This is a genomic window from Mesorhizobium captivum (assembly GCF_033977165.1).
GTDB lineage: Bacteria > Pseudomonadota > Alphaproteobacteria > Rhizobiales > Rhizobiaceae > Mesorhizobium > Mesorhizobium captivum.
The window spans coordinates 20817-35757 of the sequence record NZ_JAVIJB010000007.1; the positions used below are offsets into that span (position 1 = coordinate 20817).

Annotated in this window: 22 protein-coding genes and 1 riboswitch; of the genes, 7 read left to right on the forward strand and 15 right to left on the reverse strand. The window is 63.4% G+C overall.

The annotated features are described in order from the left end of the window. Window positions 1-159 precede the first annotated feature (159 nt). The 3 genes from RFM40_RS08345 to RFM40_RS08355 form a co-directional block, all read right to left on the reverse strand. Complete coding sequence (locus RFM40_RS08345; protein ID WP_320277373.1) at window positions 160-507, reverse strand: hypothetical protein; 348 nt, start codon at window positions 505-507, stop codon at window positions 160-162. Then, window positions 476-661 carry a hypothetical protein gene (locus RFM40_RS08350; RefSeq protein ID WP_320277374.1) on the reverse strand — a complete coding sequence of 62 codons (186 nt, stop codon included), beginning with the start codon at window positions 659-661 and terminating at the stop codon, window positions 476-478. Before RFM40_RS08350 ends, RFM40_RS08345 begins: the two co-directional genes overlap by 32 nt. A 228-nt stretch (window positions 662-889) precedes the next feature. Then, a complete protein-coding gene (locus RFM40_RS08355; RefSeq protein WP_320221450.1) occupies window positions 890-1402 on the reverse strand; it encodes a DinB family protein in 513 nt (170 codons plus the stop codon). A gap of 54 nt (window positions 1403-1456) precedes the next feature. Here RFM40_RS08355 and RFM40_RS08360 point away from each other — a divergent pair, with 54 nt between their 5' ends. Together RFM40_RS08360 and RFM40_RS08365 are read left to right on the forward strand one after the other, a co-directional pair. Beyond that, window positions 1457-2149, forward strand: coding sequence for a glutathione S-transferase family protein (locus RFM40_RS08360; protein ID WP_320228850.1), 693 nt, complete (start codon window positions 1457-1459; stop codon window positions 2147-2149). 86 nt (window positions 2150-2235) lie between these two features. Next, window positions 2236-2604, forward strand: a complete 369-nt coding sequence (locus tag RFM40_RS08365; RefSeq protein WP_292300250.1) for a DUF1905 domain-containing protein — start codon at window positions 2236-2238, stop codon at window positions 2602-2604. 3 nt (window positions 2605-2607) lie between these two features. Here RFM40_RS08365 and RFM40_RS08370 read toward each other — a convergent pair whose 3' ends face one another. Further along, window positions 2608-2829 carry a hypothetical protein gene (locus RFM40_RS08370; RefSeq protein ID WP_320228848.1) on the reverse strand — a complete coding sequence of 74 codons (222 nt, stop codon included), beginning with the start codon at window positions 2827-2829 and terminating at the stop codon, window positions 2608-2610. Between the two features lie 182 nt (window positions 2830-3011). Between RFM40_RS08370 and ndk the strand changes: the two genes are divergently transcribed. Beyond that, the gene (gene ndk / locus RFM40_RS08375; RefSeq protein ID WP_320228847.1) at window positions 3012-3434 is read left to right on the forward strand and encodes a nucleoside-diphosphate kinase; all 423 of its coding nucleotides are present in this window, start codon (window positions 3012-3014) and stop codon (window positions 3432-3434) included. A 170-nt stretch (window positions 3435-3604) separates the two neighbouring features. Continuing rightward, on the forward strand, window positions 3605-3811 hold the full coding sequence (locus RFM40_RS08380) for a hypothetical protein (RefSeq protein WP_320228846.1): 207 nt from the start codon (window positions 3605-3607) through the stop codon (window positions 3809-3811). 18 nt (window positions 3812-3829) lie between these two features. On the opposite strand, the gene RFM40_RS08385 is transcribed toward RFM40_RS08380, so the two are convergent. Genes RFM40_RS08385 through crcB (RFM40_RS08395) form a run of 3 tightly spaced genes read right to left on the reverse strand, consistent with a single transcriptional unit; the run spans window position 3830 to window position 5010 of the window. Next, on the reverse strand, window positions 3830-4168 hold the full coding sequence (locus RFM40_RS08385; protein ID WP_126101079.1) for a DUF190 domain-containing protein: 339 nt from the start codon (window positions 4166-4168) through the stop codon (window positions 3830-3832). A 14-nt stretch (window positions 4169-4182) separates the two neighbouring features. Continuing rightward, window positions 4183-4611, reverse strand: a complete 429-nt coding sequence (crcB, locus tag RFM40_RS08390) for a fluoride efflux transporter CrcB (protein ID WP_320277375.1) — start codon at window positions 4609-4611, stop codon at window positions 4183-4185. Window positions 4612-4617: 6 nt separating this feature from the next. After that, window positions 4618-5010, reverse strand: coding sequence for a fluoride efflux transporter CrcB (gene crcB, locus RFM40_RS08395; protein WP_320277376.1), 393 nt, complete (start codon window positions 5008-5010; stop codon window positions 4618-4620). Between the two features lie 97 nt (window positions 5011-5107). Continuing rightward, a riboswitch (Fluoride riboswitch) is annotated at window positions 5108-5169 on the reverse strand. A 248-nt stretch (window positions 5170-5417) separates the two neighbouring features. Between crcB (RFM40_RS08395) and RFM40_RS08400 the strand changes: the two genes are divergently transcribed. Both RFM40_RS08400 and RFM40_RS08405 read left to right on the forward strand, forming a co-directional pair. Further along, window positions 5418-6560 (forward strand): helix-turn-helix transcriptional regulator, encoded by a 1143-nt coding sequence (locus RFM40_RS08400; protein ID WP_320228843.1) that lies wholly within the window; start codon window positions 5418-5420, stop codon window positions 6558-6560. Window positions 6561-6733: 173 nt separating this feature from the next. Next, entirely contained in the window at window positions 6734-7516 is a 783-nt protein-coding gene (locus RFM40_RS08405) for a DUF1194 domain-containing protein (protein WP_320228842.1), read from the forward strand. A 200-nt stretch (window positions 7517-7716) separates the two neighbouring features. Here the strand turns inward: RFM40_RS08405 and RFM40_RS08410 are convergent, their stop codons facing one another. The 7 genes from RFM40_RS08410 to RFM40_RS08440 all read right to left on the reverse strand — a co-directional run bounded on the left by RFM40_RS08410 (window position 7717) and on the right by RFM40_RS08440 (window position 13328). Further along, window positions 7717-7986, reverse strand: coding sequence for a hypothetical protein (locus tag RFM40_RS08410; RefSeq protein ID WP_320228841.1), 270 nt, complete (start codon window positions 7984-7986; stop codon window positions 7717-7719). Between the two features lie 192 nt (window positions 7987-8178). After that, window positions 8179-8946 (reverse strand): YbaY family lipoprotein, encoded by a 768-nt coding sequence (locus RFM40_RS08415; protein WP_320228840.1) that lies wholly within the window; start codon window positions 8944-8946, stop codon window positions 8179-8181. A 79-nt stretch (window positions 8947-9025) separates the two neighbouring features. Beyond that, window positions 9026-9505, reverse strand: coding sequence for a molybdenum cofactor biosynthesis protein MoaE (locus RFM40_RS08420; protein WP_320228839.1), 480 nt, complete (start codon window positions 9503-9505; stop codon window positions 9026-9028). Between the two features lies 1 nt (window position 9506). Continuing rightward, window positions 9507-9764, reverse strand: coding sequence for a molybdopterin converting factor subunit 1 (gene moaD, locus RFM40_RS08425; RefSeq protein ID WP_126101087.1), 258 nt, complete (start codon window positions 9762-9764; stop codon window positions 9507-9509). Between the two features lie 10 nt (window positions 9765-9774). After that, window positions 9775-10371 (reverse strand): CDP-diacylglycerol--glycerol-3-phosphate 3-phosphatidyltransferase, encoded by a 597-nt coding sequence (pgsA, locus tag RFM40_RS08430; RefSeq protein WP_126095484.1) that lies wholly within the window; start codon window positions 10369-10371, stop codon window positions 9775-9777. Window positions 10372-10476: 105 nt separating this feature from the next. After that, window positions 10477-12567 carry an excinuclease ABC subunit UvrC gene (gene uvrC, locus RFM40_RS08435; protein ID WP_320277377.1) on the reverse strand — a complete coding sequence of 697 codons (2091 nt, stop codon included), beginning with the start codon at window positions 12565-12567 and terminating at the stop codon, window positions 10477-10479. Next, on the reverse strand, window positions 12564-13328 hold the full coding sequence (locus RFM40_RS08440) for an SDR family oxidoreductase (RefSeq protein ID WP_320277378.1): 765 nt from the start codon (window positions 13326-13328) through the stop codon (window positions 12564-12566). The genes uvrC and RFM40_RS08440 overlap by 4 nt, the downstream gene beginning before the upstream one ends. Window positions 13329-13741: 413 nt before the next feature. Here RFM40_RS08440 and RFM40_RS08445 point away from each other — a divergent pair, with 413 nt between their 5' ends. Next, window positions 13742-14398, forward strand: a complete 657-nt coding sequence (locus tag RFM40_RS08445) for an outer membrane protein (RefSeq protein WP_320228836.1) — start codon at window positions 13742-13744, stop codon at window positions 14396-14398. Window positions 14399-14507: 109 nt separating this feature from the next. On the opposite strand, the gene RFM40_RS08450 is transcribed toward RFM40_RS08445, so the two are convergent. Next, entirely contained in the window at window positions 14508-14912 is a 405-nt protein-coding gene (locus RFM40_RS08450) for a GFA family protein (RefSeq protein WP_488259956.1), read from the reverse strand. Window positions 14913-14941: the final 29 nt, after the last annotated feature.

Genomic DNA, 14941 nt, shown 5'->3' on the forward strand with positions numbered 1-14941 from the left:
GTGCAGCGCGAGCACAAACGAAGTCCTAATACATTAGCTTCAATGCAGGCTTGGTTAACCAGCAGCCAAGCACCGGAGGCGTGGCGGTCGAGAAAGCCCGCCGGCGGCTTTCTCGACTCCGAACCTTCTGGCTCTGTTCAGGTGCTTCCTTAAATTGCTTTATTGGCCGGCGCCGAGGCCATCCACTCTACCAAACAAGGCATCGGGACCGGTGGTGGCGCCCATGGAGCCGCCAACCGAAGCGCCCGTGCCGGCGTTGAAGTCGCCAGAGCCGCCCACGGTGGCACCGCCGACGCCGCCCGTCGCACCGAACGAAGTGCCGGTGCCCGTGGTGCCGCCAATCGAGGTCCCTGCGCCGGTGTTCAAGCCGCTGGAGCTACCCAAACCGACGCCGCCGATATCGATGCCAAAGCCGATGTCTAGACCGGTTGAACCGCCGATCGAGGTTCCCGCGCCGGTGTTCAAACCGCCTGAGCTACCCACGCCGACACCACCGATATTGCCCAAGGCCGGTGCCGAGACCGGTCGAACCGCCAAGACCGGTGCTGATGCCGCCGCCCGTGGATGCGCCGACACCAATTCCAGCAGCATTCGCCGGTACGGCGAGAATGGCGATGCCGCCGACCAATGTGCCGGCGATTTTCTCTGCGATACCATTCATGGCATTCTCCTTCGTTGCCATACTTTTCCGCACCGCATCGCCGGAGCACTGTGTCCGTGCGCAAGCCTGTGCGAGGGGAACGAGGGAATACGAATGGAACCGGTCAGGGTTCCCTATTTTCCAGGGAAAAATTCGTTGTTCTAAAATGCAATACGACTTTTCCTTAATGTTTGAGTTTGATTAACAGTAGCTGAGGCGAGGCGCGACCAGCATCGCCGCGGCGCAACCTCAGGCGTAGGCGCGGCCTTCCTCGGCGCGCTGGAACAGCATCAGGTCGAGCGGCACGGAAGGCCGGCCTAGCACGGTGAGGCACATATGCGCCTGGCCGCGGTGATGGGTCTGATGATTGAAGAAATGGCTGAGCGCCGGCGCCAGCCGCTGCGAGACGGTGCGCATGTCGGAAAGCGTCATGTATGAGAAACGGCCGGCGAGCGCCTTCTCGCTCATGCCGCCGACCCAGTCCATGATCCGCTTGTCCTCCGCCTCGCGCGCGGTGTGCAAAGGTTGCAACGCCTTGTAAAGAATGGCGTCAAGGGACGACGGTGCGTGTCCCTCGCCAGTGAAACGCTTCATCCAGATACGGTCGGCGGTCAGGATATGGTTGAGCGTTCCCATCATAGAGCCGAAGAAGGCGCCGGTATCGCGGTTGAATTCCTCGTCGCTGAGATCGGCAGCGGCATCGTAGATGCGCGCATTGGCCCATTGATTGTAGGCCGCAAACATCATGAAATGCTGTTTCATTCTTCCATCCGGTTCGCAACGAATCCCGGCTCTTCGTAACCCGCAGGAACGACAATGACCATTCTGTTCTATGACCTCGTCGGCCACGACGCCCAGCGCCCGTTCAGTCCGCATTGCTGGAAGACCAAGATGGCGCTGGCCCACAAGGGGCTCGACGCCACCAAGGTGCCGACGCGCTTCCTGGAAGTGCCCGAGGTGGAAGGCGGCGTGTCGAAGACTGTGCCGGTGATCCGCGACGGCGACCGCGTGGTGGTGGATTCCTTCGCCATCGCGCTCTATCTCGACGAGGCCTATCCCGAGCGGCCGACACTGTTTTCCGGCGAAGGCGGCAAGGCGACGGCGCGCTTCATCGAGCGCTGGTCCCAGCTCACCATCCACCCTTACATCGCCACGGTGGCGCTCACCGATCTCAACGCCATGCAGGATGAGACGAACGCTGCCTATTTCCGCGAAAACCGCGAACAGCGCTACGGCAAGCGGCTGGAAGAGGTGGTGGCCAGCCGCGACGGAGGGCTCGCCGGCTTCCGCGCCTCACTGGAGCCGCTGCGCTCGATGTTCAGCTACCAGCCCTTCATCGGGGGAGTCTCGCCGCTGTTTGCCGATTACATCGTGTTCGGCGCGCTGCAATGGGCTCGCGTCGCCTCGCCCTACCGGCTGCTCGACGACAGCGACAGCGTGTCCCAGTGGTTCGAGCGCTGCCTCGACCTGCATGGCGGGATCGGCCGGCAGGTTGCGGCGGCGGCGTGACGGAAGTCTTTGCTTTTGATGCATGTCGTTCTCCCAAAACCGCTACGCACTTTTGGGCGCCATACAGAAGTCTTTGCTTTTGATGCATGTCGTTCTCCCAAAACCGCTACGCACTTTTGGGCGACATGCATCAGGAGGCCGCGAGCGGCAGGATCGTCATGCTGCGTTATGAGATGCAGGCCGAGATCTGGGTCTATCCCGGCAAGGGCGGCTGGCATTTCGTGACGCTGCCGCCCGAGTTCGCGGCGCGGATCAAGGCGGCGATGGCGGGGTTGGCGCGGCCCTGGGGCTCGCTCGGCGTGACGGCCGTCATCGGCAAGACAAGATGGAGCACATCGCTCTTTCCCGACAAGGCGTCCGGCAGCCTGCTTCTACCGGTCAAAGCCTCGGTGCGGCAGCGTGAAGGGCTGAAAGCTGGCGACATAGCGGCATTGACCATAGAGGTCGAGCTTTAGCATCTATCTTGGCGCATCCTTGTTTGGCGTATCGTTGTCGACAAGCCTGACGCAGATCGGATCGCCCTGCTCCATCTGCGTGCACTGCCATTCCGGGCCGAAACCGAAATTCTCGCTCCGCTTAAGGCCGCGAAAAAGCAGCAGCAGAATGACGACGATACCAACAAGGACGACCACGAACAGAACGCCGGTGATGTCACCTGGTCTGAGATGAGGCCAATTCATTGCATGCCTCCGGGTCCCTGGCGGGATCGCTTTTGGCTTGCGCGTGCAAGCGCTGCATTGTCGCGCAACGAGCAGGCTTTGGCCAGAGCAGGCGAGGCAAGCCGCCTCCCCTTGGCAAGCCGCCAAGCGGCTTGTATAGAGCCCGCCACTCCAATTTCCATTCCCAGAACAAGGACGACCCAATGGCGATCGAACGCACCTTCTCTATGATCAAGCCCGACGCGACCAAGCGCAATCTGACCGGCGCCATCACCAAGATGCTGGAGGACGCGGGCCTGCGCGTCGTGGCGTCGCGCCGCGTGTGGATGAGCCGCCGCGAGGCCGAAGGCTTCTACGCCGTCCACAAGGATCGCCCGTTCTTCGGCGAGCTCGTCGAGTTCATGTCGTCGGGCCCGACAATCGTGCAGGTGCTGGAGGGCGAAAACGCCATTGCCAAGAACCGCGATGTGATGGGCGCCACCAACCCGGCCAACGCCGCCGAGGGCACCATCCGCAAGGTGCATGCGCTGTCGATCGGCGAGAATTCGGTGCACGGTTCGGACGCGCCGGAAACAGCCGCGCAGGAGATCCGCTACTGGTTCTCCGATACCGAGATCGTCGGCTGAGCCGGAAGTTTCGGCTTTGTAATGAAGGCGGCCCAGGGCGGCCTTTTTTGTCGCAATGGGCTGGGCGGGCAGGCAAAGGCGCCCTACGTGAAGCTGATCGGCGACAGATGACAAGGGCGTCGCCGGCTGTGAGCGACCATCGCGCTTCCGCCCGTGAGTAGGAGGGAAGCATGACCAGTCACCATGTTTCCAAAAGCGGCGTCGCGTATCCGGACGATCTCGTCTTGTTGAAGCGTATCTATGACCAGGTCTGCGAAGAGCGGGGCATTATCCCCGGCACCCCGGAGGCATCGGAGCTGGCGGTCCAGGCCATGAGGCTGTTTTCGGCCGGTATTTTCGACGAAGACACGATTGGTCGCCGTCTTCGCCATGGCTGATGGAATGGTCAGTCGGGTTCAATCCCCGTCGCCGTAGCGGATAACCTCGACCTTCTCCCTGGTGATCAGGCAGCTGTTGGTCAGCGCCTTGATCTGAGGGATCAGCGCATCGATCTTCTCCGGCGCATCGACGATCTCGACGACGATGGGCAGGTCCTGCGACAGCCGCAGGATCTTGGCGGTATGGAGCACGCTCGAACGGCCGAAGCCGAGCGGCCCCCTGAGCACGGTCGCGCCCGCCATGCCGGTTTCACGTGCCTTGATGACGATCGCCTCGTGCAGCGGCGTGCCGTCGGCCGCCCTGTCGTCCTCACCAAAGAAGATCCTGAGCAGTACGCATTGGCTGGGAAGTTCCATGTTCTCCTCCCTGATCACCTGGTGATCGGCAAGCGGTTGAACCTGGCCGCCACGAGATAGCCGAGCCAGGCCGAAGCAAGCGACAGCACCACCACACTGACAAGATAGGTCGTGGCGAGGCCGAGGTCGCCCTCGAAAAGCAGGATGAAGGTGTCGAGGCTCATGGCCGAAAAGGTGGTGAGGCCGCCGCAGAAGCCGCCGGTGACGAACTGGCGGCCGGCCGGGCCGACCATCAGGCGTCCGTCCGGCCGGGTCAGCGTGGCGAAGAACATGATGACCCAGGAGCCGACGACATTGACGAAGGCGGTTGCGTAAAGCGCGCTCAAGCCCAGCAGCGAGACGATGACATAGCCGGACAGGAAGCGCGCCAGCGAACCGATGGCCGCGCCGCAGCCGACTGCCAGATAAAGCCGCAGGGCCGTCTGTCTGTCGTTTCCGGACATGACGCCCTACCCTGCCATCCGCACGACAGCCCAAAAGCCGAGCGTGACGGCAAGCACGCAGAGCGCCGCCGAGGCGACGGTGTTGAAGACGGCGAGCCGCCGCTCGCCGTCGAGCGCCAGGTTCAGCGTCTGCAGGCAGAAGGACGAAACCGTGGTGTAGCCGCCGAACAGGCCGACCACGATCAGGTCACGCACGAGTTCGGCGGAAAAGAAGCCGCCGACCGCCCGCGCCGCGCCGGCGAACGCGCCGATAGCCAGCGCGCCAGTGACATTGATCACGAGCGTGCCCCAGGGAAAAGTCTCGCCGACGCTGCGGCCGACAAGGCCCGACAGGAAGAAGCGGGAAATGCCGCCGAGGAAACCGCCGATCAGGACCAAGGCGCAGGCCGCAAGGGTCATCGCTTCATGCCTTTCCAAATGCGACCCCGTCGCGGGAATCGCGTCACCAAGGAGGCATGATGCGAGCAGAAAAAACAAATCCTGCCGCGCGAATGCACGCCTGGCAGGAGTCATCAGCCCAAAGGGCGGTTTCGGGGGAACCCCATCCCCATTTTGGCATCGGCAAATTAGGTTCTTCCAAAATTCCGGTCAATCGGCTGGAGGGAATTGGCGGGCGGATCGAAACGGCAATGCCATGAATTCGCAACGGAGTTACCAAGGACTCGCCTCGCCACACGCTCACGAGAAGGCTCGCAGTTTGATTCCGGCCATCGCTTCATCGCCTTGTTTGCTTGTGATTTTTCGCATCTGCAAGCTTGTGCTAATATGGAAGGGCGTTAGCCCATCCATCACGAAGGTCAGTTCGAATGGCTGCCAACCGGGGAATCGCGTCCGCGATCGAGGATTGCTACGACGCCGTCTTCGAATTCGGGCGGTGGCCGCGGGCCTTGCAAAACCTGGCCGATTCCCTGGGCGTGACGAGTTGCGCTATCCGCACTCACGATAACACGCATCCGTTCCGCAGCGATCAACGCAAGCGAACCAGACCAACGCCGGACTCACTGGAACACGCTGAATTCACGGAGCTCTGGGTCGAGAACGCCCGAGACGCGCCCGACCCGCATCCGGAAAGGGAGCCGCGGCTGCCGAAACCGGCGCCCTACTTCACCGTCGAAGACGAAATCTCCACGCCGGAGGAAAGAAGGCTCCTGCCCTATTATCAGGAGATAGCCCGTCCGGGGCATCGCGAGTTGTGGGCCGCCGTAGTTTTCCCGGTCAAGCGACGCAAATGGGTGCTGTCGATGTACCGCGATGCCAAAAAGGGGTGTCCTTTTGACATGTCCGAGGCCGATCAGTTCCTGCGCGTGGCGCCGGACCTGGCCCGCATCATCAGTCTGGCCGAGAAGATCTGGCATGTTTCGCTCGACCCGGCACTGGCCGTGCTCGACCAGTTTAATTGCGCTGCGACGCTGCTCGACTGCCGCGGCCGCGTGACGCGCTCCAACGGCCATGCAGATGCCCTGTTCGGGTCCGGCCTGATGATCCGCCACAGCTGCATCCATGCAGCCGACCGGGAGAGCGATTCCCGCCTGCAGCGCATGATTGGCGCGGCCGTTTCGAGCGCGCGTGACGAAGCGTTCCAGACCGAGCCGGCTGTCGTCACCCGTAACGGATCGTTCTGGCTGCTGGCCGAGGTCGTGCCGATGACGTCATTCGTGCGCGATCTGTTCAACGGGGGCGACTTTCTGCTCTGCTTCACTGATCTTGTCAGCGAATGGGCGCCGCCGGCATCGTTGCTCCGGCATGCTTTCCAACTGACCGCGGCTGAAGCGCGACTGGCTTCCAGCCTCGCCACTGGCGACGGGATCGCGGCGGCGAGCGAGCGATTGGCGGTCGGCCGCGAAACCGCCCGAACCCAGCTCAGGGCCATCCTCGTCAAAACGGGAACGCATCGCCAGGCCGAGCTCGCGGCGCTGCTGTCGCGCTTGCGAGTGCCTTCAAGACCCTGACTGATGCCCCTCACCCGTTCGGGTGAAGCGCGCTTTCGTCTACCAGCGCAGATTTCCTTTTTGGATTGCCGAAACCGCAAGACGCCGCGCCACGTCGGATGGCAGCAATGCTTGGCTGGAAGAATAGACGCGCCCCGCCCGAGAGATCGGGGCCGGCAGGACCATCATGTCTCTTGGCACTGGCGCTCCTCGCCAGCAGCCCCTGCTCGCCAATAGCAGCCGGCGGGCTCCGAAAACCGGGCGTCGACCTCGAACTGGTCCTCGCCGTCGACGTCTCTTCCTCGATGAGTCTCGCCGAGCAGCGGGTTCAACGCGACGGTTATGTCAGCGCATTCCGCCACCCCGACATCGCAAAGGCGATTGGATCGGGCGCGAACGGTGCGATCGCGGTTTCTTACCTTGAATGGGCTGGGCCGAGGCATCAGACCGTCCTCATGCCGTGGACAATCGTCGGCAGTCCGGAGGAAGCCAAGCGCTTCGCCGACACCCTCGCCACGAAGCCGATTGTCGCGGAGGCCGGCACGTCGATTTCCGGCGGGCTCCTGGCGGCGGCCGGCCTTTTGGCGCACAGCCAAGCGGCGGCTGAGCGCCGAGTGATCGACATATCGGGCGATGGCCCGAACAATGCCGGTCCGCCGGTCGGGCCGATGCGGGATATGCTGACAGGCCTGGGTATCACCATCAACGGTCTGCCGGTATCGCTGCCGTATGGCGGCGCCAACGGCTTTCAATCCTTTGGCGGGCAGTATCTCTCGCTCTACTACGAGCATTGCGTGATAGGCGGGCCGGACGCATTCGTGATCGGAATCAACGATCTCGCCATGTTCGAAGTCGCGATCCGCCGAAAGCTGCTTCTCGAGATCGCCGGCCAGCCCGCGCGGCCCAGGCTCGCTTCCTATGCTAGACCGGGGACCCTGACGTTCGACTGCTCGACGCCCGGAACCGCTCCCCGCTAATGCATGTCGCCCAAAAGTGCGCAGCGGTTTTTGGGGGAACGACATGCATCAAAACAAAGACTTAAAGCGCGTCGCCTGAATCCGTTTCCACACGCGTTAGCGCTGCAGTTTCAGTGGATGAGCGGTGTGTCCCACAGCTCGCCCAGCAGTCTCCTCAGCGCATGAAAGCGAAACCCGCCGCCCCTCGCGGCGGGCCGATGTTACTTCGCTTGGCGCTCTTTCACATTCGCATGATCGTTCGCCGCGTCGGTGTCCGTGGCCGGCGTCTTGGTCTCCTCGCCGGTGAACGGACTGCCCTGCCCGGGCGCGAGGTCGCCGCTATGGCCCGCCTTGTTGGTCTGGTAGGGCTGGCTGTCGAGGCTGAGGCCATGCTCGGTGGCATTGAACAGATGATCGTCCGCCCTGGCAAAGCCGGCGAAGGCAATCAGCGATACACCGGCGGCGGCAAGGATGAGCGCGTGTGTTTTCATATCTGGTCTCCTTTGAGTGGCCAGATCGAGCCGCGCATTCGGTCTGGCGGCTTCAGTGAAGGGACATCGTCCCTTTTGCCTGCCCGCCTTATGGGAAAGTCAACGCCTCTGCGGTGCGGATTATTCCCGGTGCCGACGCGAGATGCTGCGTCGCGATCCTTCGCGCAGGCGCCTCAAGCGTCCGTCGCGACCTCAGCTCGCGGCGTTGAAGCGCAGGATCACGCGGTCGTCCTTGTCGGCGATGAGGAGCTTGCCGGCGTCGACATGGTATGACGCCGCCTTGCCGAGCGCGTCGAACAGCGCCTTCTCCTGCGCCATCACATCCGGCGCGCAGGCCATCTTGGTCGAGCCGATGTCGCCGATGGCGATCTTGTCGCCATCGACCTTGGCGGTAGCAAAGTAGCTGTTGCAAGGTCCCTTGCCGCCCGCCTTGCCGGCTTCGCTGACGCGGAACGTCGCCTGCGGTTCGGCGATGACACCGATGCCGTCGATATACTCTATGAGCCAGCTTTGGCCGTAGAGCGCCGCGGTATCTGGTTCGGTGGCGGGCGCGGCCATCTTCAGCACGAGGATTTGCGGCTTGCCATCCAGCGGATCGACCTGATGGCGCGTGTCGGTGATGAACAGCAGCCGGCCGTCGACGGTGATGCGGGCCTGCAGCGCATAGGTCCTGCCGGGCAGAACCGCCTTGGGATCGAAGCCGATCTCGAACTTGATCGGCACCTGGCCGGCCGGCACGATCTTGTGCTGGCCGATGATCGTCGCCGGCGCGTCGGCCAGCGAGACGTCGGCGAGCTCGACCGAAAGCACGGCATTGGGCGGCAGCGCAATGCGCTCGCGATAGGTCACTTCGCCGGCAATCGTCTTTTCGGCGGCACTGGTGAGCTCCGGCACGGCAAGCACGCCGACCACCAGCGGCACCAGGCCGAAGATGAAGAATTCCGCTATCCTGTCCAGCATGACCCTGCTCCGCCAAGCAAATCAAACCGATTTGCAAGCTCGGGAAGGATTGCGGTCAATCAATGACCACGACCGGAATTTACCGGTCTGATGCCTTCCAGCGGTCGGCTGCCTCGTCGTCGGCCTCCTTGGCCTCGACCCAGCCGCCCTCGGAGCCGTCGGCGCGATGCTCCTTCTTCCAGAAGGGGGCGCGCGACTTCAGGTAGTCCATCAGGAAATTCGCCGCCTCGAAGGCCGCCTGCCGGTGCGCGGAGGCGGCCGCAACCAGCACGATGTTCTCGCCGGGCGCGATCTTGCCATGGCGGTGGATGACGGCGAGTCCCTGCAATGGCCAGCGCTCGGTCGCCTCGGCGGCGATGCGGCCGATCTCAGCCTCGGCCATGCCGGGATAATGCTCGAGTTCGAGGGCCGCGAGCGCGCCCTCCTCGTCGCGGCAGAGGCCGGAGAAGGTGACTACGGCGCCGATGTCGGCGCGGCCCTTCGTCAGGGCGGCGATCTCGGCGGCGACGTCGAAATCCTCGCGCTGGACGCGGATGGCCGGCACGACGGCGTCCGCCATCTCAGCCCCCGGTCATCGGCGGAAACAGCGCGATCTCCCTCGCGCCCGCGATTTTTTCGCGATGGCCAACATGTTCCTGGTTGATGGCGACGCGGATGACGTCCGGATATTGCAGCGCGTTTTCGTATTCCGCGCCGCGCGACTTCAGCCAGCGCAAAAGGTCGGCGACCGTCTCGATGCCGGCCGGCAGCTCGACATCCTCTTCCGGCTTGCCGATCCGCTCGCGCACCCAGGCGAAATAAATGAGTTTCGTCGACATCCGCCTGCCCTCACTCGTCCATGATATGCTTCAGGCCGGCGCGGAAATAATCGTAGCCGGTGTAGAGGGTGACGAGCGCCGCGATCCACAGCAGCACCAGGCCGATCTGGGTGGTCAGCGGGAAGATCTTGTCGCCGGCCGGACCGACGAGCAGGAAGGCGATGGCGACCATCTGGATGGTGGTCTTCCATTTGGCGAGCTGCGTCACCGGCACTGACACTTTCAGCGCGGCCAGATATTCGCGCAGGCCCGAGACCAGGATCTCGCGGCACAGGATGATGATCGCCGCCCAGAGCGACCAGCCGGCGATGCCTGCGTGGCGGTCGGTATCGGCGGCAAGCAAAAGCAGGCAGGTCGCGACCAGGAGCTTGTCGGCGATCGGGTCCAGCATCTTGCCGATGTTGGAGGTCTGCTGCCAGGCGCGCGCGAAATAGCCGTCGAAATAGTCGGTGATGGAGGCGAGCAGGAAAATGACCAGCGCCGACCAGCGGGCGAAGTCGGACGACTTAAGATGGCCTTCGAGGAAAAAGCACAGCACCACCAGCGGCACCGCGACGATGCGGGCGTAGGTGAGGATGTTCGGCAGGTTGAAAGCGCGCTGGGCCATGTCTGATCGGGAACTCTTCTCCGCCTGCGTACTCAAATCAGAAGCCAATGTGGGGGGTCAACAGGCGAGATTCGATTGGTCGCCTGAAAATAGGCGCAAGAATGGTCAGCTGTCATGAAAATGGTTGTAGACCAGCTTCGCCACATGCTCGGAAATGCCGTCGACCTTGACCAGGTCCTCGACCGCGGCGCGGCTGACCGCCTTGGCGGTGCCGAAATGGTGGAGTAGCGCTCGCTTGCGGCCGGGGCCGATGCCGGCGATCTCATCGAGCGGACTCTTGACCATCTCCTTCTTGCGGCGGGCGCGATGTGAGCCGATGGCGAAGCGGTGCACCTCGTCGCGCAGGCGCTGGACGAAATAGAGCACAGGGTCGCGCACCGGTAGCATGAAGGAGTCCCTGCCCTTGACGAAGAAGCGCTCGCGCCCGGCGTCGCGGTCGGGACCCTTGGCGATGCCGATGGCGACGACACGGTCCTCGATGCCGAGATCGGACAGGATCTTGCGCACCGCCGTCATCTGGCCCTGGCCGCCGTCGATGAGGATGACATCCGGCCAAGCCGGGAAGCTGCCATTGCCTTCGACAAGGTCCTCGCTCGCATCGTCCTCGGCCTCCGCGACCGCCGCGCCTGACGATTTGGTGTCGCCGTGCTCCCTGAGCAACCGTGAGAAGCGCCGCTCCATCACCTCGCGCATCATGCCGAAATCGTCGCCCGGAGTGATCTCGGTCGAGCGGATATTGAACTTGCGGTACTGGTTCTTCACGAAACCTTCCGGCCCGGCGACGACCATGGCGCCGACCGCGTTGGTGCCCATGATGTGCGAGTTGTCGTAGACCTCGATGCGCACCGGCGGCTTTTCCAGGCCGAAGGTCTCGGCAAAGCCGGTGAGCAGCCGCGCCTGCGTCGAGGTTTCCGCCAGCCTGCGGCCGAGCGCCTCGCGGGCGTTCTGCAGTGCGTGGTCGGTCAGATCTTTCTTCTCGCCGCGCTGCGGCACCGAGATCGCTACCCTGCGGCCGGCGCGGGTGGAGAGCGCCTCGGCGAGCAGCTCCTGCTCCTGCACGGCTTGAGAGAGAAGCAGCGTCCGTGCCGGCAGCTTGTCATCGTAGAACTGCGCCAGGAACGAGCCCAGCACCTCGGCCGGCTCCAGCGCCGGATCGGCCTTGGGGAAATAGGCGCGGTTGCCCCAGTTCTGGCCGGTGCGGAAGAAGAAGACCTGGATGCAGGTCTGGCCGCCTTCCTGGTGGATGGCGAAAACGTCCGCCTCCTCGACCGTCTGCGGGTTGATGCCCTGATGCGCCTGCACATGCGAAAGCGCCGCGAGACGATCGCGGTAGATGGCGGCGCGCTCGAAATCGAGCTCTTCCGAGGCCTGCTGCATGGCGGCCGAAATCTCGGTCTTCACCTTCTGGCTGCGGCCCGAGAGAAAATCCTTCGCCTCGGCGACCAGCTCGGCATAGCCCTGGTGCGAGATCTCGCCGGTGCAAGGACCGGAGCAGCGCTTGATCTGGTAGAGCAGGCAGGGCCGAGTGCGGTTCTCGTAGAAGGAGTCCGTGCAGCTCCGCAGCAGGAAGGCGCGCTGCAGCGAATTGATGGTGCGGCCGACCGCGCCGGCGGAAGCGAAGGGACCGAAATAGTCGCCCTTGCGCGAGCGCGCGCCGCGATGCTTGTAGATGCCGGGCGAGACATGGTCGCCGGTAAGCAGGATGTAAGGGAACGACTTGTCGTCCCGCATCAAGACGTTGAAGCGGGGCCTGAGCCGCTTAATGAGGTTCGCCTCGAGCAGCAGCGCCTCGATCTCGGTGCGGGTGACGACGAATTCCATCGTCGCTGTCTCGCGCACCATGCGGCCGATGCGCGCGGTGTGGAAGCGCCCTTGCGCATAGTTGGTGACGCGCTTCTTCAGGCTGCGCGCCTTGCCGACATAGAGCACGTCGCCGGCAGCGTTCATCATACGGTAGACGCCCGGCTGATTTGGCAGCCGCTTAACGACGGTCTGGATCACCTCGGCGCCGACCATGCCGTCGGCGTCGCCGGCATGCGGCGTCCAGTCGATCGCGGTGAAGGCGACATCGGGACCGCTGGGAGCGGCTTCCGGCTCGACGATCTCCTCCGCCGCCTCGTCCTCGATGTCTATATCGGGGTCGACATCGGGCGGCAGATCGTCGGCGGCGCCGTTTCTTTTGGCTGTGGGACTCATTCCACCATGCCTGTCACATCGGGCGTCTGCCATGCAAGATGCTGGCCGCCGTCGAGCGCGATCATCTGGCCGGTCACCGAGCGCGCTTCCCAGAGATAGCGGATGGTGGCGCCGAATTCCGGCAATTGCGGTCCGCGCTTCAGGATCAGGCCTTCGACCTGCTTGCCGAAATCATCGTCGTCCTGGCGCTTGTTCTTCAGCGTCGGGCCGGGGCCGATGGCGTTGACGCGGATGCGGGGCCCCAGCGCCTGCGCCAGCATCTGGGTCTGCGTCCACAGCGCCGACTTCGACAGCGCATAGGAGAAATAGCGCGGCGTCGGCCGCCAGACACGCTGATCGATGATGTTGACGATCAGTCCGTCGGCGCCTTCCGGCAAGGCACGGGCAAAATTCTGCGCCAGCAGAGCCGGCGTCTTCACATGGATGGCGAAGTGGCGGTCCCAGGCCTGCCAGTCGAAATCCTCGACCCGGTCGTCAACGAACAAAGAGGCATTGTTGACGAGCAGCGTGACCGGGCCAAGGGCGGCCTCGGAACGGCCGACGAGATCCCCGACCGCGTCCATGTCGGTGAGGTCGGCGGCAACCACGGCGGCGCGGCCGCCCTTCTCTCTGATGCGGCTGGCCAGTGTCTCGGCCTCGGCTCCGGAACGGTTGGCGTGGATGGCGACGGCAAAGCCGTGCGCGGCCAGATCCTCGACGATCGCCTTGCCGATCCTTCTCGCTCCACCCGTCACCACCGCCACGCCAGCGGCTTCATTCATGTTGTCAATCCTCAATCGGCTTTCAAGATTCCGGGAAGCCGGCACAATATGACGGGCCAAGCGTTAAATGCCATTTCCACCTGGGGCGGGAATGTGGCGAAGCGGCCCGTGCGCACGCTTGCCGGTCCGGATTCGGGGCTTCTCACAGTGTAATATATGTCGCTGGACCCCTTGAACCAAGCGGTGTGCAGCGCAACATGATTAGCCTGCTGACATTCGCTGTTGCGGAGATGCAACGTCACCTTTCAGCCTTATTCGCGCCAGGGAATGACCCAAGTTCAGGTTCGCTTCAGCCGTATTTCAGCACGACATTTGGAACCGTTGAGCGCCAGGCCCGTTTATCCCCCCGGACGGGCCGGGGCATTCATGAACATAAAAAGCCTAGTGTCTTGTGGCTTAAGGAGTAAACAACAATGCAAGCCAATCTCAAGTTTGCGCGGCCGCTGGCGGTTGCGCTCGGGCTCTTCGCCCTCGGCGGTACCGCCTATGCCGCGGACGTCGTTTCGGAAGAGCCGCCGGCCCCCGCCCCGGTTGCCGAACTTCCCGTAGCCTCCTGGGCCGGCCCCTATGCCGGTATCAGCCTCGGCTACGGCTTCAGCGGCCATGCCGACGCCCGCGACGCCGGCGTCAACGTGAAGACGAAGGGCTTTATCGGCGGAGTCTTCGGCGGCTATCAGTGGCAGCAGGAGAACTTCGTCTACGGCGCTGAAGCCGATATCGGCTACAATGGCGTCAAGGGCGACAGCGCCGGCATCGAGGCCAAAGGCGGCCTCGAAGGCTCGCTGCGCGCTCGTCTCGGTTATTCCGTGACCCCCGAGATCCTGCTCTATGGCACCGGCGGTCTCGCCGCCAAGAACCAGAAGATCACGGATAGCGTCACCGCTACCGACGAAAGCAAGGCGATGCTCGGCTGGACGGCCGGTGTCGGCACCGACATCAAGATTACGGACAATGTGTTCGGCCGTGTCGAGTACCGCTACACCGACTACGGCGACAAGGATTTTGGCGCCCTCGGCAACGTCAAGTCGAAGGACAACCGCGTCACCTTCGGCGTCGGTATGAAGTTCTAAGTCGTCCAAGCCACGACACGGAAAAGCCGGGCCTCGCGCCCGGCTTTTTTTTGTGCCTTCGCGCCAACGCGGCAACTGCCACCGACTAGCCAGAACCTCTCCGCAGAGGCTAGTCCGCCGGATTCTGCTGGAAACCCTCATGGACCGGGATCGACTGCAACCGGTTGAGCCATTTCGCCCGCGAGCATATGAAGACTTGCGCGTGCGGCTGGTATTCGTCCGGGTCGGTCAGCGTGGCAGCATGGACATGGACCTCGTGGGGCCATTTGTCGGAGCGGAAGTAGAGCCTCGTGCCGCAGGATGAGCAGAACCCGCGAAACGCGTTCGGGCTGCTTTCATAGTGTCTGATGTCACCGGTCCATCTCAGTTGCTCCGGCCTCATGCCCAGGAAGGCCGTGAAGGGAGCGGATGTCGCCCGCTGACAGTCGGCACAGTTACAGACCAGGTTGCGGGTGACATCGCCCGAATAGGTCCAGGTCACGGCCCCGCACATGCAATGTCCATCGAGTACCATTGCTTCCCCCCTGGCCGTGCGTTCCTCAA